The organism is Nucisporomicrobium flavum (assembly GCF_016464385.1).
GTDB classification, from domain to species: Bacteria; Actinomycetota; Actinomycetes; order Mycobacteriales; family Micromonosporaceae; genus Actinoplanes; species Actinoplanes flavus_A.
In genome coordinates this window covers 55,430-74,661 of sequence record NZ_JADMLH010000005.1, presented here as the reverse complement: position 1 = coordinate 74,661, position 19,232 = coordinate 55,430, and the positions used below count along the sequence as shown (strand labels likewise).

Annotated in this window: 16 protein-coding genes; 8 read left to right on the top strand and 8 right to left on the bottom strand. The window is 73.3% G+C overall.

The genetic code is table 11. The annotated features are described in order from the left end of the window. Window positions 1–15 precede the first annotated feature (15 nt). From IT780_RS14365 to IT780_RS43095, 6 genes are all read left to right on the top strand, one after another. Window positions 16–1,095, top strand: a complete 1,080-nt coding sequence (locus tag IT780_RS14365; RefSeq protein WP_199512036.1) for a hypothetical protein — start codon at window positions 16–18, stop codon at window positions 1,093–1,095. A 100-nt stretch (window positions 1,096–1,195) separates the two neighbouring features. Further along, complete coding sequence (locus IT780_RS14360) at window positions 1,196–2,116, top strand: SDR family oxidoreductase (protein ID WP_199512035.1); 921 nt, start codon at window positions 1,196–1,198, stop codon at window positions 2,114–2,116. A 158-nt stretch (window positions 2,117–2,274) separates the two neighbouring features. Beyond that, the gene (locus IT780_RS14355; protein WP_199512351.1) at window positions 2,275–4,362 is read left to right on the top strand and encodes a heavy metal translocating P-type ATPase; all 2,088 of its coding nucleotides are present in this window, start codon (window positions 2,275–2,277) and stop codon (window positions 4,360–4,362) included. A 54-nt stretch (window positions 4,363–4,416) separates the two neighbouring features. Then, window positions 4,417–4,860, top strand: coding sequence for a hypothetical protein (locus tag IT780_RS14350; protein ID WP_199512034.1), 444 nt, complete (start codon window positions 4,417–4,419; stop codon window positions 4,858–4,860). Window positions 4,861–4,946: 86 nt separating this feature from the next. Next, complete coding sequence (locus IT780_RS14345; RefSeq protein ID WP_199512033.1) at window positions 4,947–5,585, top strand: DUF305 domain-containing protein; 639 nt, start codon at window positions 4,947–4,949, stop codon at window positions 5,583–5,585. A 155-nt stretch (window positions 5,586–5,740) separates the two neighbouring features. Further along, window positions 5,741–7,303 carry an FG-GAP repeat domain-containing protein gene (locus tag IT780_RS43095; protein WP_199512032.1) on the top strand — a complete coding sequence of 521 codons (1,563 nt, stop codon included), beginning with the start codon at window positions 5,741–5,743 and terminating at the stop codon, window positions 7,301–7,303. Window positions 7,304–7,312: 9 nt separating this feature from the next. Here the strand turns inward: IT780_RS43095 and IT780_RS14335 are convergent, their stop codons facing one another. Genes IT780_RS14335 through IT780_RS14320 form a run of 4 tightly spaced genes read right to left on the bottom strand, consistent with a single transcriptional unit; the run spans window position 7,313 to window position 12,790 of the window. Then, entirely contained in the window at window positions 7,313–8,338 is a 1,026-nt protein-coding gene (locus IT780_RS14335) for a 5'-3' exonuclease (RefSeq protein ID WP_199512031.1), read from the bottom strand. A gap of 9 nt (window positions 8,339–8,347) precedes the next feature. Beyond that, a complete protein-coding gene (locus IT780_RS14330) occupies window positions 8,348–9,250 on the bottom strand; it encodes an ABC transporter substrate-binding protein (protein ID WP_199512030.1) in 903 nt (300 codons plus the stop codon). 11 nt (window positions 9,251–9,261) lie between these two features. After that, complete coding sequence (locus tag IT780_RS14325) at window positions 9,262–11,232, bottom strand: putative bifunctional diguanylate cyclase/phosphodiesterase (RefSeq protein WP_307831184.1); 1,971 nt, start codon at window positions 11,230–11,232, stop codon at window positions 9,262–9,264. A 46-nt stretch (window positions 11,233–11,278) separates the two neighbouring features. Further along, complete coding sequence (locus IT780_RS14320) at window positions 11,279–12,790, bottom strand: glycosyltransferase family 39 protein (protein WP_199512028.1); 1,512 nt, start codon at window positions 12,788–12,790, stop codon at window positions 11,279–11,281. A 215-nt stretch (window positions 12,791–13,005) separates the two neighbouring features. On the opposite strand from IT780_RS14320, the gene IT780_RS14315 reads away from it, so the two are divergent. Then, window positions 13,006–14,442, top strand: a complete 1,437-nt coding sequence (locus IT780_RS14315) for a gamma-aminobutyraldehyde dehydrogenase (protein WP_233412850.1) — start codon at window positions 13,006–13,008, stop codon at window positions 14,440–14,442. A gap of 2 nt (window positions 14,443–14,444) precedes the next feature. After that, window positions 14,445–15,716: a 4-aminobutyrate--2-oxoglutarate transaminase gene (gene gabT / locus IT780_RS14310; RefSeq protein WP_307831183.1), complete on the top strand. Its 1,272-nt coding sequence runs from the start codon at window positions 14,445–14,447 to the stop codon at window positions 15,714–15,716. A gap of 3 nt (window positions 15,717–15,719) precedes the next feature. Here the strand turns inward: gabT and IT780_RS14305 are convergent, their stop codons facing one another. Genes IT780_RS14305 through IT780_RS14290 form a run of 4 tightly spaced genes read right to left on the bottom strand, consistent with a single transcriptional unit; the run spans window position 15,720 to window position 19,081 of the window. Then, a complete protein-coding gene (locus IT780_RS14305; RefSeq protein ID WP_199512027.1) occupies window positions 15,720–16,823 on the bottom strand; it encodes an alpha/beta hydrolase family protein in 1,104 nt (367 codons plus the stop codon). After that, on the bottom strand, window positions 16,820–17,161 hold the full coding sequence (locus IT780_RS14300) for a transcriptional regulator (RefSeq protein WP_199512026.1): 342 nt from the start codon (window positions 17,159–17,161) through the stop codon (window positions 16,820–16,822). The genes IT780_RS14305 and IT780_RS14300 overlap by 4 nt, the downstream gene beginning before the upstream one ends. Continuing rightward, a complete protein-coding gene (locus tag IT780_RS14295) occupies window positions 17,158–17,835 on the bottom strand; it encodes a hypothetical protein (RefSeq protein WP_199512025.1) in 678 nt (225 codons plus the stop codon). The genes IT780_RS14300 and IT780_RS14295 overlap by 4 nt, the downstream gene beginning before the upstream one ends. 40 nt (window positions 17,836–17,875) lie before the next feature. Further along, a complete protein-coding gene (locus IT780_RS14290; RefSeq protein ID WP_199512024.1) occupies window positions 17,876–19,081 on the bottom strand; it encodes a saccharopine dehydrogenase family protein in 1,206 nt (401 codons plus the stop codon). Window positions 19,082–19,232: the final 151 nt, after the last annotated feature.

Here is a 19,232-nt window from a genome sequence, read left to right as displayed (position 1 = left end):
CAGGAGGTTTGTGCCGTGACCGGAGCCCGCCGTGCCCGCCCGGGCCTCGGGCTGGCCGCCGCGCTGGCCGCCGCCGCCCTGCTGCTCGCCGTGCCACCGGCCGCCCAGGGCCGGCGCAGCGGTCCCACCCCCGCGGCGCTGGCGTGGCCGGGCGCGCAGAAGGATGCCCTGGCCGCCACGCTGGCCGACGGGACGGCGTACGAACCGGGCGCGTTCCTCGACGCGCACACCTCGATCGGCACCGCTCCCAGCCGGGACGGCAAGCTCATGCGCCTGCTCCGGCGCGGCCCGGACGGCTCGGTCCGCCAGCTCCGGGCGCTGCCCGCCGCGGCCCATCCCTCGTTCCAGGGCATCACCGTCACGGGTGACCTGCTGGCCTGGTTCGAGCGTACGGACGGCGACCGGCTGGAGCTCTGGGCTGCGGATCTGCGCGCCGGACGGCCCGCGCACCGGGTGACCGCCGACACGGGCCAGGCCCGGTTCTACCGCTCGGAGAGCGACCTCGTGGCCGCGGACGGCCGGCTGCGCTGGGTGGCCGCGGGCGCCGGGGGAACCACCGAGGTCCGCTCGGCCGCGGTGGCCGGCGGGCCGGTCGAGGTACGCCCGGTGCCCGGGACGTGGCGGCTGCTCGCGTGGCCGTGGATGGCCGACGGCGTCGCCGAGTCGGCGGGCGCGGGGACCCTGCGCAACCTCGTCACGGGACAGGACGTCGCGGTCACCCGTACCCGTAAAGGGGCGACCAGCTGCAGTCCGAGCTGGTGCCAGGTCGTCTCGCTGGACGGCGACGGCTACAGCCGCATCGAGCTGATGCGCCCCGGCGGCGGTGACCGCCGCGTCGTCGCCGGCGGCACGGCGGCGACCGAGATCGTGGACGTCGCGCCGCTGGACCGCTTCGAGGTGTTCGTGCAGGTCGGCCGGACCGCGGAGCTGACCGGCAACGCCGAGCTGCTGGCCTACGAGATCGCCACGCGGCGCACGGTGCAGATCAGCCCGGACGCGGGTCAGATCGGCTACCGCGGCGGGGTGCTGTGGTGGTCGACCGGCAACCAGGAGACGTTCGTGCGCCACAGCCTGGACCTGCGGACGGTGCCGTAGCGAGCGCGCGAGGCCGCGGCCGCGCCCCGATGCGGTCGCAGGCGTATCGGGGCGTGCACGGGGTAGCTCGACGGGGTCCGCCGAGAACGAGGAGCCCGTCATGCCCAAGCCGGTGTCCGCGCAGGTCGTGGTCGTCGCCGGGGCGTCCACCGGCATTGGCCGTGCCACCGCGCTCGCGTTCGCGGCCCGCGGCGCCCGGGTCGTCTGCGCAGCCCGCGGCACGACGGCGCTGGACACGCTGGTCGCCGAGATCCGCGAGCGCGGCGGGACCGCGGTGGCCGTACCGGCCGACGTGGCCGACGCCGCCGCGGTGCGGTCCCTGGCCGAGCTGGCCGAGCGGCAGTTCGGGCGGATCGACACCTGGGTCAATGTCGCGGCGGTCGGCATCTGGGGCCGGGTCGAGGACATCAGCGCCGCGGAGTTCGAGCGGGTGATGCGGGTGAACTTCCTCGGCCACGTGCACGGCGTGCACGCCGCGTTGCCCGCGCTGCGCCGGGCCGGTGGGGGCGTGATCATCGGTGTGTCCTCCGGCGAGGGCAAGCGCGCGGTCCCGCTCAGCGGACCGTACGTCGCCAGCAAGTTCGCCCTGCAGGGCCTCTACGACACCCTCCGGATGGAGCTGGCGCAGGAGGGCGCGCCGATCGCCGTCACGACGATCCTGCCGGCCTCCGTCGACACCCCGTTCTTCGAGCACGCGCGCAGCAAGCTCGGCGTGCTGGTCAAGCCCCCGCCGCCGGTGTACGCCCCCGAGGTGTCGCCGCCAGCATCGTGTTCGCGGCCCGCCGTCCCCGGCGCGAGATCCCGGTCGGCGGCGCGGCGGCAGCCTTCATGCTGGGTCAGCGCGTCGCGCCGGCGTTGCTCGACGCCGCGCTGTCCGTCCGGCGGCTCGGGATCGGCATGCAACGCACGGACCGTCCGGACACCGGTACGGACAACGTGGACCACGCGCTGCCCGATCCTGGGCGCGTTCACGGCACCCACCCCGGCCGGGTGCTGCGGCACTCCCTGTTCACCAGGCTGATCGGTCACCGGCAGCGTCCGGGCGAGCTTCTGACGGCGGCGCTGACCGCCCTGCACCGCCGCGGCGCGAGCTCGCGGTGACGGCCCTTGCCGTATACCCCCTGGGGGTATAGAGTCGCGGCGAGGAGGCGATGGGCCATGGCACCCAGCGACGAGAAGATGAGCGGTCTGCGGACCGCGGAGCACCCGCACCACCCCGCCACCCACGACCACGGGCACCAGGAGCACGGTCACGGCGGCCATGACAAGCACGCCGGTCACGACCCCGAGATGTTCCGGCGCAAGTTCTGGCTGAGCTTGCTGCTGACCGTGCCGATCGTGGTGACCAGCCCCATGGTGATGGACTGGTTCGGCTACTCGATCGACTTTCCCGGCATCGGCCTGGTCGGCCCGGTGCTCGGCACGGTGGTGTTCTGCTACGGCGGCCGGCCGTTCCTGGCCGGCGGCGTCAGCGAGATCCGCGACCGGGCGCCGGGCATGATGCTGCTGATCTCCATGGCGATCACCGTCGCGTACGTGGCGTCGCTGGCCACCAGCCTCGGCCTCTTCGACCTCGACTTCTGGTGGGAGCTGGCCGCGCTGGTGACGATCATGCTGCTGGGCCACTGGCAGGAGATGAAGGCGATCGGGCAGGCCCAGGGCGCCCTGGCGGCGCTCGCGGCGCTGCTCCCCGACGACGCCGAGCGCGTCACCGGCGCCGCCGAGGTCGAGCGGGTGCCGGTCGGCGACCTGAGCGTGGGCGACGTGGTGCTGGTGCGCTCCGGCGGGCGCGTGCCCGCCGACGGGCGCATCGTCGAGGGCACCGCCGAGCTCGACGAGTCGATGATCACCGGTGAGTCCCGCCCGGTCGCCCGGACGGTGGGGGAGCGCGTCGTCGCCGGCACGGTCGCCACCGACTCGGCGCTGCGCGTCCGGGTGGACGCGGTGGGCGAGGACACCGCCCTGGCCGGGATCGGCCGGCTCGTCGCCCAGGCGCAAGCCTCCAGCGGACGCGCGCAGGTCCTCGCCGACCGGTTCGCCGCCATGCTGTTCTACATCGCGACGGCCGCCGCCGTGGTGACGTTCGCGGTGTGGTGGGCGCTCGGCGACGTCGGCCAGTCGGTCGTGCGTACCGTGACGGTCCTGGTGATCGCCTGCCCGCACGCGCTCGGCCTGGCCATCCCGCTGGTGATCGCGCTGTCCACGGCGCTGTCGGCGAAGGCCGGCATCCTCGTCAAGGACCGCCTCGCCCTGGAGCGCATGCGCACGGTCGACGCGGTGCTCTTCGACAAGACCGGCACGCTGACCAAGGGCGCGCACACGGTGACCGGGGTGGCGGCCGCGGACGGCGCGACCGAGGACGAGGTGCTGCGCATCGCCGGCGCGGTGGAGGCCGACAGCGAACACCCGCTCGCCCGGGCCCTGACCGCGGTCGCCCGCGACCGTGGCCTGCGGGCGACGGCCACGGACTTCCGGTCACTCACCGGCCGGGGGGTGCAAGCGGTCGTCGACGGTACGGCGTACGCGGTGGGCGGCCCGGCGCTGCTGCGTGAGCTGAACACGGCCGTGCCCGAAGCCCTCGCACAGACCGCGAACCAGTGGTCGCATCGTGGTGCTGCCGTGCTGCACCTGGTACGGATGCCCAGCGCCGGCAAGCCCGAGGTGGTCGGTGCGTTCGCGCTCGAGGACGAGGTACGGCCCGAGGCGCGGCAGGCGATCGAGCAGTTGCGCCGCACCGGCGTCCGCAAGACCGTGATGATCACCGGCGACGCGCGGCCGGTCGCCGAGGCGGTCGCCGCCGACCTGGGATTCCGGCCGGGTGTGGACGAGGTGTTCGCGGAGGTGCTGCCGGCCGACAAGGACAAGGCGGTGGCGGACCTGCAGGCGCGGGGGCTGACCGTGGCCATGGTCGGCGACGGGGTCAACGACGCCCCGGCGCTGGCCCGCGCGGACGTGGGCCTGGCCATCGGCGCCGGCACCGACGTGGCGATCGAGTCGGCGGGCGTCGTGCTGGCGTCCTCGGACCCGCGCGGCGTGACCAGCGTGATCCGCCTCTCGAAAGCCTCGTACCGCAAGATGGTGCAGAACCTCGCCTGGGCGGCCGGCTACAACGTGCTGGCGATCCCGCTCGCCGCGGGCGTGCTGGCCTGGGCCGGCATCACGCTGAGCCCGGCGATCGGCGCGGTGCTCATGTCGGCGTCGACCATCGTGGTGGCGCTCAACGCGCAGCTGCTGCGCCGGGTGCACCTCGACCCGCAGCAGCAGTGACGGCGGCCGGGGATGCCGGAGGTGCCGGCACCCCGGCACGCTAGCGTGGACACCGTGATCCCCGCGGAAGCAGCAGCCACCGGGCGTGCCGTCCGGTGGATCCTGCTGTTCTGCACCGTCTTCGGGCTGGCCACGATGCACACGCTGGGCCACTCGGGGGTGCACCGCCACGCGCACGGGCACCCGCCCGCCACGGCCACGGCCACGGCGGGCTCCGTCCCGATGGCGACGGCCGCCGCGGGGCCGGGTGCCGTGGCCGCTGAGCATTGCCCGGACGGGCGCTGCCACGACCACGGCGGGATGAACGGCTGGGCGGTCTGCCTGGCCGTCCTCGGCGGTCTCGCCGTCGCGGTGCTGCTGGCGGCGTTGCTGCTGACCCCGCGACGAGGCCTTCTCGCCTGGGGCCGGGATCGGCGCGCCGGACTGCGTGTGCCGCGACCACCGCCGAGACGGTGGCTGGGACTGACCGTGGCATCGGTGTCGGTGCTGCGCATATAGGACGCCTTCACCGGCATGCGGCCGTACGCGCCGTGTCCCGGTCCGTCCCCGCGCACCCCGTCCCAGCCTCGAGAGGTTGTACGTCCATGATCACCGTACGTTTCCTGCGCCGCGGCCTGCTCGCCGGCGCCGCCGTCACCGCCACCCTCGTCCTGTCCGCCTGCGGCGGTGACGACTCGCCGTCCGGCTCCGGGATGGACCACGGCGCCACGACCGCCGCGAGCGGTGCACCCGCGAGCGCCGCGGCCAACGACGCCGATGTGGCTTTCGCCCAGCACATGATCGACCACCACCGGCAGGCCCTCCAGATGGCCGCGATGGCCGAGGGCCGCGCCGCCGACGCCGGCGTCAAGGAGCTCGCCGGCCGGATCAAGGGCGCCCAGCAGCCGGAGATCGACACCATGAACGAGTGGCTGACCGCCTGGGGGAAGCCCGCGCCGATGCCCGCCGCGAGCATGGCGTCCGACATGCCCGGCATGCAGCACGGCGCGATGCCCGGCATGATGTCCGCCGAGGACATGACCACGTTGATGGGCGCCAAGGGCGGCACGTTCGACAAGCAGTTCCTGACCATGATGATCGCCCACCACGAGGGTGCCGTGCAGATGGCACAGCAGGAGGCGGCGCAGGGGTCGAACGCCGACGCCAAGGCCCTCGCCCAGAAGATCGTCACCGACCAGCAGGCCGAGATCGCCTCGATGAGGACGATGCTCGAGAAGCTCTGACCGGTCATCCGCGGGTGCCGGACGGACCGCCGTCCGGCGCCCGCGGGGACACCCGGCCGCTTCACAGCAGGCTCCCAGCCGGACCCGCTTCCGGCCGGGCCCGGTATATGGCAGGTTTGTGGTGAGAAGTCGGGCGGTGCGCGGGGGGATCCACAGTGGCAGGTGATGCGGTGCAGGTCCGGGCCGTGGTGGCCGCCGCGCTCGTCGCCGGTTCGCTGATCGCAGCGACGCCCGCCTACGCCGCAGCGCGGGAGACGTCCGCCGTCCCCGGGATGGCCGCCGCGGCGGCCCCGTCCGCCCCGTGCCAGCCTGCCGGTGTGTCCGCCGCGGACAGGGCGGTGGCCGACCACCTGAGGGCCGCGATGACCGGTCCGCGGATGGGCTCGGCCGTGACCGGTTACAACATCTCCTGCGCCCGCGCGGTCGTGAGCAACGTCCGGGCCCGCGGGCTGAACCAGCGCGCCGCGGAGATCGCCGTGACCGCGGCGATCGCCGAGAGCACCCTGCACAACTACAGCGTCGCCGTCGACCACGACAGCCTGGGCCTCTTCCAGCAGCGCCCCTCGCAGGGGTGGGGCAGCCCCGGTCAGCTGCTCGACCCCCGGTACGCCACCCAGGCGTTCCTCAACGCGATGATCCGCAAGCACCCCGGAGGCCGCTGGCTGACCGGCGACATCGGACAGATCTGCCAGCGCGTGCAGGGCTCCCGGTTCCCGCTGGCGTATGCGCCGGAGGCCCCGGACGCGCGGCTGATCGTGGCCGCGCTGTGGCCGGGCAGCGCCGCGGCGGCCCCGGTGGAGCAGGGCGCGGTCAGCAAGCCGGCCTCGGCGAAGAAGCCGGCCGGGCCCTTCCGGCGTGACCTGGCGGTGGCCGTGACCAGCCAGGGCTGGACCGACGCCCGCCACGACATGTCGACGGCCGACTGGAACGGCGACCGCCGCCCCGACCTGGTGGTGGTGCAGCGCTCGGGCACCGGCAGCGGAAGGACCGAGCTGTTCATCCTCGACGGCACGTCGACCCTGCCCAAGGGGGCGTCCAGCTTCCAGTACCTGCTGCTGCACACCGGCACCGTCCTCGGCCCGACGGACGAACGCCACACGTTCTCCCTGGCCGACTGGAACGGTGACGGCAAGCTCGACCTCGTCGTCGTGCAGCGGTCCGGGACCGCGAGCGGCCGGACGGAGTTGCGGGTGGTCGACGGTGCCTCGGCGTTCCAGCGCTATCTGCTGGAGACAACGACCGTGCTCGGGCCGACGGACGAACGCCACGCCTTTGCCGTGACGGACTGGAACCGCGACGGCCGCCTCGATCTGGTGGTCGTGCAGAAGTCCGGCACGCCGAGCAAGCGGACCGAGGCGCGGATCCTCGACGGCGCTTCGCAGTTCCAGCGCTACCTGGAAGAGGCGGCCACCGCCGTCGGCGCGGGCGACGCCCGCCACGACATGTCCCTCGCCGACTGGAACGGCGACGGCCGGCCCGACCTGGTGGTGGTGCAGAAGTCGGGCACGAAGTCCGGGAAGACCGAGGTACGCGTCCTGGACGGCGCGGCAACCTTCCGGCGGGTGCTGTTCAAGGCGACGACGGCGCTGGGGCCGACGGACGCCCGCCACGGGTTCTCGCTGGCGGACTGGAACGGCGACGGCAAGCTCGACCTGGTGGAGATGCAGAAGTCCGGGACGGCGAGCGGCCGGACCGAGGCGCACGTCCTGGCCGGATAGAGCGCGGCCTCAGAAGAGCGACATCTGCCCCGGCGTCGGGTCGCGTCGCCCGCTCATGCCGCGCCGGATCACCCAGGGCCGCAGCTGCGGGATCGGGTCCTCGTCGAGCGGCTCCCGCTGCGGCGGTACCCCGCCGGTGAGCGCCCACAGCGACGGCCCCAGGTTGATGCCCCGTTCCCGCAGGGCGCGGCGGAACACGGCCATGCTCAGCGGCAGCCGCAGCGCGTCCAGCTCGGGGAGGTCCAGGTCGGTGCGCATGCGCATGAGCCGCCGGTTGCGCTCGACTGCTTCGCGTACGCCGTCGGCAGCCAGCTGGGCCGCGGCCTTGTCGCCGACCGCCTCCCGGACCAGATGCAGCTCGCCCGCGTCCAGGGCGGCCCACGCCGAGTCCACCGAGCCGAAGGCCGCGAGCAGCCGGGCCGCGGTGGCCGAACCGAAGCCCCGGACGCCCGGCAGGTTGTCCGACGGGTCTCCGCGCAGCGCCGCGAAGTCCCTGTACTGCCACGGCTCGACCCCGCACAGCTCCGGCAGCCCGGCCGCGTCGACCAGCACCGCCTCGTCGAAGCCGCCGTTGCGGACGCGCAGGACCGAGGTGCTCTCGTCGATCAGCGCGAACGCGTCCCGGTCGCTGGTCATCAGCACCGAGCGCCACCCGTGCCGCCGGGCGTGGGCCGCCGAGCTGGCCAGCACGTCGTCGGCCTCGTACGCAGGCGGCACCACCGTACGGACCCCGGCGGCCGTCAGCAGCTCGGGCGCCGCGGCGATCTGCTCGGCGAGGTCCGCGGCCTTCGGCGGCCGATGCGCCTTGTACCCGCCGTAGTCGTTCCGGCGCGCTGAGTCATTCGGACAATCGAAGCCGACGACCAGCGCGTCCGGCCGCAGGTACGCCGCCGCCCGCGCGATGAACCCGACGAGCCCGCGCAGCGCCCACACCGGACGGCCGTCCGCGTCCAGGAAGCCGTCCCCCGCACCGGCGTGGTACGCCCGGTGCAGCAGGCTGTTGCCGTCCAGGACGAGCAGCAGGGGCACCGGCACCCGGCGATTCTAGTCCTCGCCACCGCCGGCGTTGACGGACGACGCCTTCACCGCGCCGCTGGAGAGGCCCCAGCGTTCCAGCAGCTCGGCGTACGCACCGGAGCGGATCAGCCGGTCCAGGGCGTCGCGCAGCGTGTCCCGCAGCGCCGTGTCGTCCCGGGCCACGGCGAGGCCGTACAGGCCGGGCTCGTACTGCACGGTCGAGGCGAGCTGGAAGTGTGAGCGGGTGCGCTGGTCGGTGGTCAGGTGCGCGGCGGTCGGATAGTCGCTCAGCACGGCCACCGCCCGTCCGGTCCGCAGCTGCAGCAGCGCGTCGGAGTTCGTCTTGTACGTGCGTACCGTCATCGGCTGGGTGCCGCAGCCCCGCTTCGACCGCTCCAGCAGGTCCACCTGGACCGTGCCCTTCTCCACCGCCACGACCCGGCCGCAGAGGTCCTTGAGGTCGGTGACGCCGTGCGCGTTGCCGCGTTGCACGACAATCGACGTACCGGCGGCGAAGTAGTTCACGAAGTCCGTGATCTTCTCCCGCTCGGCGGTGTCGGTCATCGCCGACAGCACCCCGTCGTACGTGCCGGCGGCCGTCTCGTCCAGCGACGAGTCGAAGTCGGCGGCGACCATCTCCACCTTGATGCCGAGCACCGCGCCGAGGGCGGCCGCGAGGTCCGGTTCGAAGCCGATGATGCTGCGCCCGTCGGTGCCGTACGACTCCATGGGCGGGTAGCTGGGGTCGGTGGCGAGCCGGATCGTGCCCCGGTCGCGGACCTTCTGCGGGAGCGCGTCGTGCAGCCCCTGGTCGAAGGCGACGTCGCCGGCCGTACCGGCGCCCGCCTCGCCCTTCACGCCCGCGCAGCCGGTCGTGGCGGCGACGAGCAGCACCGCGGCCGACGCGAGAGCCGTCCGGAATGCCGTCATGGGTACCCCTTTCACATGCCGGCCGGGACGGCGGGCAGCTCGTGCCCGGTCCGGCCGGTCGTCTCGATGAGGTCGGTCCAGCTCAGCGGGGCGGACAGCAGCGTGCCCTGGACGGCGTCGCAGCCGGCGTCCTCGAGCCAGGCCCGCACCTCGGCGGTCTCCACGCCCTCGGCGGTCACCCAGCACCCGAGGCCGTGCGCGAGCTCGATCACCGAGCGCACGATCGCCTCGCTCTGCGGGTTGCGCGTGATGCCGCGGACGAAGACCTGATCGATCTTGATCTCCGACACCGGGACGTTGCGCAGCTGCGACAGGCTCGTGTAGCCCACGCCGAAGTCGTCGACCGCGACGCCGGCGCCGAGGCCGACCAGGTCGATCACCGTCCGGGTGGCGGTCGCGGCGTCGCCGGCCAGCGCGGTCTCGGTCACCTCGAGCATCAGCATGTCGGCGGGTACGCCGTAGCCGGCGACCGTCGCGGCGACGAACGGGGCGAAGCCGGGCACCTCGAGGTTGCGCGCCGACACGTTCACCGCCACCGGCCACGTCCGCCCGGCGGTGAGCCAGTCCCGCTGGTCGGCCAGCGCCCGGTTCAGCACCCACGCGGTCAGCGGCTCGATCAGCCCGGACTGCTCGGCGGCGGGCAGGAACTCCGACGGTGGCAGCAGCCCGCGTACGGGGTGCTGCCAGCGTACGAGCGCCTCGACGCCGCAGATCTCGCCGTCCGCCAGCCGGATCTTGGGCTGGTAGTGCAGGACCAGCTCGTCGCGTTCCAGCGCGTGCCGCAGCTCGGCCTGCACGACGAGCCACTGGGTGGAGTGCGCGACGCCGCCGCCGGCGTACACGACGATGTTGACCGTGCCGCGTTTGCCCTGGTACATGGCGGCGTCGGCGGACTGCAGCAGCTCCTCGACGCCCGCGCCGTGCTCGGGGTAGAGGGCCACGCCGAAGCTGGCCTCGATGGTCAGCGGGATGCCGTCGAGCACGATCTCCTCGGTGAGCCGGGCGCGGGCGCCGGCCAGCAGCGTCACCACCTCCTCGCTCCCGAGGCCCGGCAGGATCACGCCGAACTCGTCGCCGCCGAGCCGGGTCACCGTGTCCTCGGGCCGCAGCGCGCCCACCAGCCGGTCGGCGACGACCCGCAGCAGCTCGTCGCCGGCGTGGTGGCCGAGCGTGTCGTTGACTTCCTTGAAGTGGTTGAGGTCGACCAGCACGACGGCGCCGCGCCGCGGAGCCGTCTCCAGCGCTGTCCGCGCCCGCAACCGGAACGCGGCGCGGTTCGGCAGCCCGGTGAGCGCGTCGTGCAGCGCCTCGTGCTCCTGCCGGGCGGCGTAGCGGCGCAGCGACCGGGTCGTCGACCAGGAGATCAGCGCGAGCACGAGATAGAGCCCGACGAGGCCGACGCCCAGCCGCCAGTACGTCACGCTCATCTGCCGCTGCAGGTGCGCGGCGATCGTCTCGTACGGCAGGTACAGCTCCAGCACGCCGATGGCCCGGCCGGAAGCGCTGGGCACCACCGGCTCCAGCACGCGGATGACCTCGCCGGGGCCCCGTTCCGGGTCGGGCACGACCGCCACGTCGGTGCTGCCGACCGCGGCGGCCGTGAACGCCGGATCGGCGACCGGTACGCCCCCGACGGTGGAGCCGTCGTCGGAGAACACGACCTGGCCGGTGAAGCTGCGCAGGCGCATCCGCACCACGGAGCCGTGGAAGATCGCGAAGTCGGTGGCGGACTGCAGCCGGTCGCGCTGTGCCGTGGTCAGCCCGGCGGTCAGGTCCGCGTCCTCCAGCGCCGGCGCGACCGCCATCTCGGCGATGACCACGGCCTGCGACCGGCCCTGTTCCTCGGCCTGCCGGATGGCGTCGTCCCGGTACCCGTTGACGAGCACGGCGCCGAGCAGCGCGACGGGCACCAGGCTGGCGGCGGCGTACGCGACGAACAGCCGCGACCCGCCTTCCGCACCCGATCTGCTCCGTAGCCGCACGGGGCTTCTATCGGCGCGAGCCGCGTCACCTGAAGGAGAACGACCCTCAGGCGCCGGTCCGGTTGCGGAACAGCGCGACGGTGGCCCCATCGACCTGCCAGTACCCGACGCGCACGAAGCGCGTGCCCAGCACCCCGCGCAGCGCGGGATAGCGCTCGAGGGGATCGTCGCGGTGGCCGTCGACGATGAGCCACACGCGGCGCTCGCCGCTCAGCCGGGCCGGGGCGTCGCGACGGTACTCGTCGGCGGGCAATCGGCCGACCTCCGCGGCCGGGCGGTGTACCAGCACGTCCCGCGGCCGGGCGGAGTCGTGGCGCAGGTAGTAGTCCACACCCGCGCGCAGAGCGCGGGTACGCGGCTCGTACACCAGGGCATCGCCCGCCTGCCCGTCCCGCTCGATCAGCGCGGCTGTCCCGCGGTAGTCCGGCCCGTTCTTGTAGGTGGCGCTGCGGACCCGCCGCTGATCCGGGTACGCCGACATCGCCAGCAGGAGCAGGACGGCGAGGATACGCAGCACGGTCAGCACGCGGCCCCGCCGGGACGACCACGTGACGGTCCCGGCGACGGCCACCGCGGCGAGGATGGCCGTCAGTGCGAGCACGATGAGCAGATACCGTCCGACCCAGAACGGGTGGAACAGCAGGGACACCACCGCCAGTGCGGCCGGCGGGGCCAGGGCCAGCACGGTGAGGTAGGCGACCGGGCGGGCCGGACGCCACCGGGCGAGCACCGCCAGGCCGATCAGCAGCCAGGCGGTGCGGTGGGCGCCGGCGATGGCACCCGGCGCCTGGTACAGCTTGCCCAGGGTCAGCGGGTCCACCCAGGTGAGCTGCGTGTCGCTCTGCCGGGTGCCCAGCCACGCCACCGGCAGCAGCACGACGGCGCAGATGGCGAGGGTCACGGCCCAGGGCGCGAGCACCCGGCGAGGGCCGTCCCGGTGGCGCATCACCACGATGAGGGCGTGCGCGGCGAGAGTGGTCAGCGCGACGAGGTGGCTGACGCCCAGCAGCACCACTGCGCACCCGTACGCCACCCACCGCCATCTACTTGTGCGTTCCGTGGCGCTGAGCAGCAGCAGGACCGCCAGGACCGAGAGCAGGCAGGTCAGCGCGTAGGGGCGGGCCTCGGCGGCGTACCGCGTGCTGTTCGGCAGGATGCACAGGAACAGCCCGGCCAGCAGCCCGACCAGGGGTGAGAACAGCCGGCGGCCCAGCTCCCCGGCCAGCCCGGCCGCCGCCGCCATCGCGATGATCGAGGGCAGGCGCAGGTCCAGCTCGCTCGTGCCGACCAGCCGGGTCCATCCGTGCATGAAGAAGTAGTACGGGCCGAAGACGGCGTCGACGTGCTGGACGAGCTGCCAGATCTGCGCCGGTGACCGCCGCGCCACGTCGGCGGTGGAGACCTCGTCCCAGCTGAGGACGGGGCGCCCGGCGCCGATCACGCCGACCACCGTCATGAGTACGGCGGGCAGCACTCCCGGAAGCAGGCGCCACCAACGGTCGCCGGACGGCGGCGGTGTGTCTGCCCGTTCCTTCTCCGTGGCGGCGAGGACGTCCATCACCACTCCCCGTTTCCGGGTGCTTGGTGCCCGGTTGTCACCATTGCACGGGGTGACCTTCGGTGACTGTCACCGATCCGACTGGGAGGCCACTGTGGACTGCGGGGTCGCAGCGGCCCCACTTCGACGGAAGACGTGGGTTCGGGGGGTTGTCAGCTGCGGATTCGGTGGAAAGGATGGGGCAGCAGAACGGGATACCGCACCCTGGAGGCCGGATGTCCGCCAAGACCGTGTTGCATAACGTCATCGCCGGAGCTCCGACCGCGCCCGCCGACGGCCGGTACGCCGACCTTGTCGACCCCTCGACCGGTGAGGTGTTCGGCAGCGCCCCGGTCTCCGGTGCGGAGGACGTCGACCGGGCCGTGCGCGCCGCCGAGGCGGCGTTCGAGGGCTGGCGTGACACCACCCCCGCCGAGCGCCAGCGGGCCCTGCTGCGCTTCGCCGACGCCGTCGAGGCCCACGCCGAGGACCTCGTCATCGCCGAGTCGCAGAACACCGGCAAGCCGATCGGGCTCACCCGGAGCGAGGAGCTCCCGCCGGCCGTCGACCAGCTCCGCTTCTTCGCCGGGGCCGCGCGGCTGCTCGAGGGCCGGTCCGCGGGGCAGTACATGTCCGGCTACGAGAGCTACGTGCGGCGCGAGCCCGTCGGCGTCTGCGCGCAGGTGACGCCGTGGAACTACCCGCTGATGATGGCCGTCTGGAAGATCGCGCCGGCGCTGGCGGCCGGGAACACGGTGGTCCTCAAGCCCTCGGACACCACGCCGGTCACCTCGGTGGTGCTGGCCGAGATCGCCGCCGAGTTCCTGCCGCCGGGCGTCTTCAACGTCATCACCGGCGACCGCGACACCGGCCGGGCGCTGGTGGCGCACCCCGTACCGCAGATGGTGTCGATCACCGGGTCGGTCCGCGCCGGGATGGAGGTCGCCGGGTCGGCCGCGGCCGACCTCAAGCGCACCCACCTGGAGCTGGGCGGCAAGGCCCCCGTCGTGATCTTCGACGACGCCGACGTGGCGGCCGCGTCCGCCGCGATCGCCGAGGCCGGCTACTTCAACGCCGGGCAGGACTGCACCGCCGCCACCCGGGTGCTGGCCGCGCCGGGCGTCTACTCCGACTTCGTGGCCGCGCTGGCCGAGCAGGCCCGCGGCACCCGCACCGGCGCACCCTCCGACGAGGACGTGCTCTACGGCCCGCTCAACAACGCCCGCCAGCTGGAGCGGGTCAGCGGCTTCCTGGACCGGCTGCCGGACCACGCCACGGTCGAGGCCGGCGGCTCGCGGCAGGGCGACCGCGGCTACTTCTACACCCCGACCGTCGTCTCCGGGCTGCGCCAGGACGACGAGATCATCCAGGACGAGGTGTTCGGCCCGGTGATCACCGTGCAGCGCTTCACCGACGAGGACGAGGCCGTGCGGTGGGCCAACGGCGTCGAGTACGGCCTCGCGTCCTCGGTGTGGACCCGGGACCACGGCCGGGCGATGCGGATGACCCGGCGGCTCGACTTCGGCTGCGTGTGGGTCAACTGCCACATCCCGCTGGTCGCGGAGATGCCGCACGGCGGGTTCAAGCATTCCGGGCACGGCAAGGACCTGTCCGTGTACGGGCTGGAGGACTACACCCGCATCAAGCACGTCATGCACTACACCGGGGAGTAGGCGTGCCGTCGTCCGAGGAGCTGCACAAGCGGCGTACGGCGGCCGTGGCCCGCGGGGTGAGTTCCGTGGTGCCGTCGTACGTGGAAAGCGCCGGCGGCGGGACGCTGCGCGACGTCGACGGGCGCGAGTGGATCGACTTCGCCTCCGGCATCGCGGTGACGAACGTCGGCAACAGCGCGCCCCGGGTCGTCGAGGCGGTCCGTGAGCAGGCCGGGCGGTTCACCCACACCTGTTTCATGGTCGCGCCGTACGAGTCGTACGTGGCGGTGTGCGAGCAGCTGATCGCGCTGACGCCGGGAGAGTTCGAGAAGCGCGCGGCGCTGTTCAACTCCGGCGCCGAGGCGGTGGAGAACGCGGTGAAGATCGCCCGGCATGCCACCGGGCGCCCGGCGGTCGTCGTGTTCGACCACGCGTATCACGGGCGGACGAACCTGACGATGGCGCTGACGGCGAAGGTGATGCCGTACAAGCACCGCTTCGGCCCGTTCGCGCCGGAGGTCTACCGGGTCCCGATGTCGTACCCGCTGCGCGACGGCGGGCTGAGCGGCCCGGACGCCGCGATGCGCGCGATCGACGTCATCGAGAAGCAGGTGGGCGGGGCGAACGTCGCCGCGGTGCTCATCGAGCCGATCCAGGGCGAGGGCGGCTTCGTCGTCCCGGCGCCCGGGTTCCTTCCGGCGATCGCGGCGTGGGCGAGGGGTGCCGGCGCGGTGTTCGTCGCCGACGAGATCCAGACCGGTTTCTGCCGTACGGGCGCCTGGTTCGCGAGCGAGCACGAGGGCGTCGAGCCGGACCTCGTGACGACGGCCAAGGGCATGGGCGGCGGGCTGCCGATCGCCGGTGTCGTGGGGCGTGCCGAGCTGATGGACGCCGTGCACGCGGGCGGGCTCGGCGGCACGTACGGCGGCAACCCCCTCGCCTGCGCCGCCGCGCTGGCTGCGATCGAGACGATGCGAGAGCTGGACCTGGCCGCCGCAGCCCGCCGCATCGAGGCCCGGATACTGCCGGCGCTGGAACGGCTGGCGGCGGCCGACGCGGGCATCGGCGAGGCCCGCGGGCGCGGCGCGATGCTGGCGATCGAGCTGGTCAAACCCGGCGGCATCGAGCCGGACGCGGCACGTACGACGGCCGTCGTGCGGGCCTGCCACGACGCCGGCCTGCTGGTGCTGACGTGCGGCACGTACGGCAACGTCCTGCGGTTCCTCCCGCCGCTGGTGATCGGCGAGCGGGAGGTGGACCGCGGGCTGGAGATCCTCGAGGCAGCGCTGCGCTGAGGGTCAGGGCAGGTAACGCACCTCAGGGAAGGCCGGGCTCGGCCCCTCGAGCAGGCGCTGCCGCCGGTGCCGCAGATGCAGGTCGAAGAACGCGAGCGGGTACGCCTGCTGGATCCGTACGGCCCGGCCGGGGTCGAGGGTGCCGATCCAGCCGGCGAGCTCCTCGTCGCTCATCCCGGTGATCGCGGCGAGCTGGGGGATGAGCCACTGGTGGTCGCAGTACGCCCCGTGCAGCGCGCCGTCGGCCTGCACGTTGAGCCGCCAGCCGCGCAGCTTGGACCAGAATTCCTCGACGCTCGGCTCGGCGGCGCGGCTGAACTCGGCCGTCATCAGCATGAACGGCCGGCGGAGCCCGGTGACCGGCGGCTGCGACTGCATCGGGCCGTCGAGGCTGAGCCCGGCGCGCACCCGCCGGTCCTCGTTCATGACCAGGGCCGTCGACGTGGCGCCCTTCGACCAGCCGTACATGCCGACGCGGTCCAGGTCGAGCGCGCCGGCCAGCCCGGCCGCGATGTCGTCGAGCCGGTCCAGAACGAACACCATGTCCGCGGCGGAGTCCCACGGCGTGAAGGACGCGTCCTCGTCGGGCACGACGACCCGCCCGCCCGGGAACTCCGTGTACGCGTCGCCCGTGTGATCCACCGTGACCACGACGTATCCGTGGCTGGCGAGCTCCTGCACCACGATCGTCGTCTCGGACCGGTGCCCCCCGGCGCCGTGCGAGAACAGGATGACGGGGAGCCGGCCGTGCCCCCGCAGCACGGCGGCACCCTGGTGCCCGGCCGTCCGCGGACCCGCGGCGGCGTCCGGGTCGAAGCCGTTGTCCCCGAGCAGCGCGCGCAGGGAGGCGGGGGTCATCCACGGGGCCACGGGGTGGCGCAGCGGCCGCCCGGCGGCCGGATACCAGAGGCCGGCCATCAGCTCGCGCCGCCCGGGGCCGCCGGCGAGGTGCAGCGTCACGGTCCCGACCCGGTGCGGCCCGGTGGGCGCGGGAAGCGTCAGCCGGGCCCGCGCGGGGGCTGCCCACCCGGCGCCGCCGAACGGTACGGCCAGCCCGGCGGCGGCAGCGGCGGTGAGGATCTGGCGGCGGGTCAGAGCGGTGGTCATCGGTCCTCCTCGGTGATGGTGGTGCCGATCCGGTCGATGAGCTTCCTCAGCCGCCCGATCTCGGCCGCGAGCGCCGCGGTCCCGGTGGGGGTGAGCGTGATCCAGGTACGGCCGCGCCGGCCCTCGTACCCCTTCTCCACCTCGATGAGCCCGGCCGCCTCGAGCACGCTGAGGTGCTTGGAGAGGTTGCCGGCGGTCAGTTCCAGCTGGTTACGCAGGTAGCCGAACTCGACCCGGCGGGCCTCGTGCGCGATGGTGAGGATCCCCAGCCGGACCCGCTGGTGCACCACCTCGTCGAGCCCGGTGGCCGGGTGCGAGCTCTCCGCTTCGTCGATCACCGCTGCCGCCGGGCGGCGCGCCGGAACCCGATGCCACCCAGCAGCAGGAGGGTGCCGGCGAGGATCTGCTGCGGCAGGAACGCCCCGCGCGTACCCCAGTGGGTCTCCGAGCCGAAGGCGCCCTCGAGCGGCATCAGCATCACCGCCAGGTAGACGACGGTGAACAGCAGCAGGGGCAGGTTGCGTTCCAGCCGGGCCAGCACCAGCAGCGCGATCCCGATCATGCCCCACGGGGAGAACAGCCGGTCGACCACCATCACCCACGAGGGGAACGCCTGCGGGTGGCTCGGGAGGTAGAGCGCCGCTGCCACCCAGAGGGCGGTGAAGACGACGGTGGTAACGGCGCCGGTCACCGCGTACGGCAGCACGCGCGCCCCCAGCCCCCGCGCCCGGGCGGCCCGTACATAGCTGTAGGCGATCGCCGCGTACGCGAGGAGGAGCGCGGGCGGCCAGTAATAGAGCACGCCCCGGCGCGCGAACTCGCAGCTGCCGTCGGAGAGGCAGTGCACCTTCATGCCGAACCAGTCGAACGGGATCCCGAGGAAGGTCACTCCGGCCAGCACGAGCAGCGCGACCCAGGTCAGGCGCTGATCCTGCCGTACCCGATGCGCCAGGGAGCGGACGTCCGAGAGCAGCCGGCGGGCGTCGCCGGCGGGTACCGAGTCTGTGGTCATGCCAATAGGTTTCCACAGCAAACCTATTTGCGCTAGTGCTTCACTGCGCGCGCATCGCCCACGGGGATCCGTACGCATTCAGCAGCTCGAGGAACGGCACCGCGTCGAACGCCTCCGGGCCGAGCACTCCGGCGCCCGACCATGTCCCGGCGGCGAGCAGTTCCAGGGCGACCACGGGGTTCACGGCCGTCTGCCACACCACCGCCTGGGAGCCGTACTCGTGCATCGACCACTGGTTGTCCACGACGTGGTGCAGGTACGCGGTGCTCGGCGCGCCCGCCTTGTCGAGCCCCGTGACGAGCGTGCCCGCGCACGTAGCACCGGTCATGCGCTCGCCCAGCGTGGACGGATCGGGCAGCACCGCGGCGACCACGTCGCGCGGCGACACCGAGACCCCGCCGACGCGCACCGGCCGGGTCTGGTCGAGCCCGAGCTTGTGCAGGGTCTTCAGCACGTCGATGAACTCCTTGCCGAGCCCGTACTTGAAGGTGACCCGGCCCGCGTCGACCCAGCGGGGGATGAGCAGCACCTCCTCGTGCTCGACGTGGACGCACTCGACCGGTCCGATCCCGCCGGGGAAGTCGAAGGTCTCCGGCTCGGACAGCGGCTCGGTGGTGAACCAGCCGCGCCCGCGCTCGTAGATGACCGGCGGGTTGAGGCACTCCTCGATCGTGGTCCACACCGAGAACGAGGGGGCGAAGTCGTAGCCCGCGACGACCAGGTTGCCGCCGTCGCGGATCCCGATCTCGTCGATGCGCGAGAAGAGATGATCGGCGGCGTAGCGGGCGAACACGTCGGAAAGCCCCGGTTCGACGCCCATGCCGACCAGGGCGAGCCGGCCGGCCGCGGTCCACCGGTCCGCGGCGGCGAACTGCTCGTCGCCGAGCTTGACCCCGGTACGCGCGAACGGCTCCCGCGGGTGCGGGCGGGACAGCGACATGGCCATGTCGAGGTAGTCGGCGCCGGCGGCGAGCGCGCCCTCGAAGACCGGCATGACGAAGCGGGGATCCACGGCGTTGAGCACGTGCGTGATGGCGTGCTCGCGGCACAGCGCGGCCACGGCCTCCGCCGAGGAGGCGTCCACCCGGGCCGCCGTGAAGCGACCGTCCGCAACGGACGCGACGGCACGCTCGGCGCGTACGGGGTCGAAATCGGCGATCACAAATCGGTCATAGAAGTCACGCCGGGCGGCGATCCGGGTGGCCGCGGTGCCCACGCCGCCCGCGCCGATGATGAGGATGCGCATGAGGGGTAGCGCCTTTCCAAGGGAAACCTTGCTCGCAGAGCGTTGTGGCCACGGAAACACTTGTCAAGGTCGGGGAAAGCTGCGATAAACGTATGTACATGAACGACCGCCACGGATTCGCTCGCGACACGGGAGGGTGACGACCGATTCC

What these genes read in the sequence shown, in the direction of transcription:
- IT780_RS14320 (WP_199512028.1), bottom strand. Translation starts at nt 12,790, where the DNA reads ATGGACGTCCTCGCCGCCACGGAGAAGGAACGGGCAGACACACCGCCG.
- IT780_RS14345 (WP_199512033.1), top strand. Translation starts at nt 4,947, where the DNA reads ATGATCACCGTACGTTTCCTGCGCCGCGGCCTGCTCGCCGGCGCCGCC.
- IT780_RS14290 (WP_199512024.1), bottom strand. Translation starts at nt 19,081, where the DNA reads ATGCGCATCCTCATCATCGGCGCGGGCGGCGTGGGCACCGCGGCCACC.
- IT780_RS14360 (WP_199512035.1), top strand. Translation starts at nt 1,196, where the DNA reads ATGCCCAAGCCGGTGTCCGCGCAGGTCGTGGTCGTCGCCGGGGCGTCC.
- IT780_RS14355 (WP_199512351.1), top strand. Translation starts at nt 2,275, where the DNA reads ATGAGCGGTCTGCGGACCGCGGAGCACCCGCACCACCCCGCCACCCAC.
- IT780_RS14315 (WP_233412850.1), top strand. Translation starts at nt 13,006, where the DNA reads ATGTCCGCCAAGACCGTGTTGCATAACGTCATCGCCGGAGCTCCGACC.
- IT780_RS14330 (WP_199512030.1), bottom strand. Translation starts at nt 9,250, where the DNA reads ATGACGGCATTCCGGACGGCTCTCGCGTCGGCCGCGGTGCTGCTCGTC.
- IT780_RS14295 (WP_199512025.1), bottom strand. Translation starts at nt 17,835, where the DNA reads ATGACCACAGACTCGGTACCCGCCGGCGACGCCCGCCGGCTGCTCTCG.
- IT780_RS14305 (WP_199512027.1), bottom strand. Translation starts at nt 16,823, where the DNA reads ATGACCACCGCTCTGACCCGCCGCCAGATCCTCACCGCCGCTGCCGCC.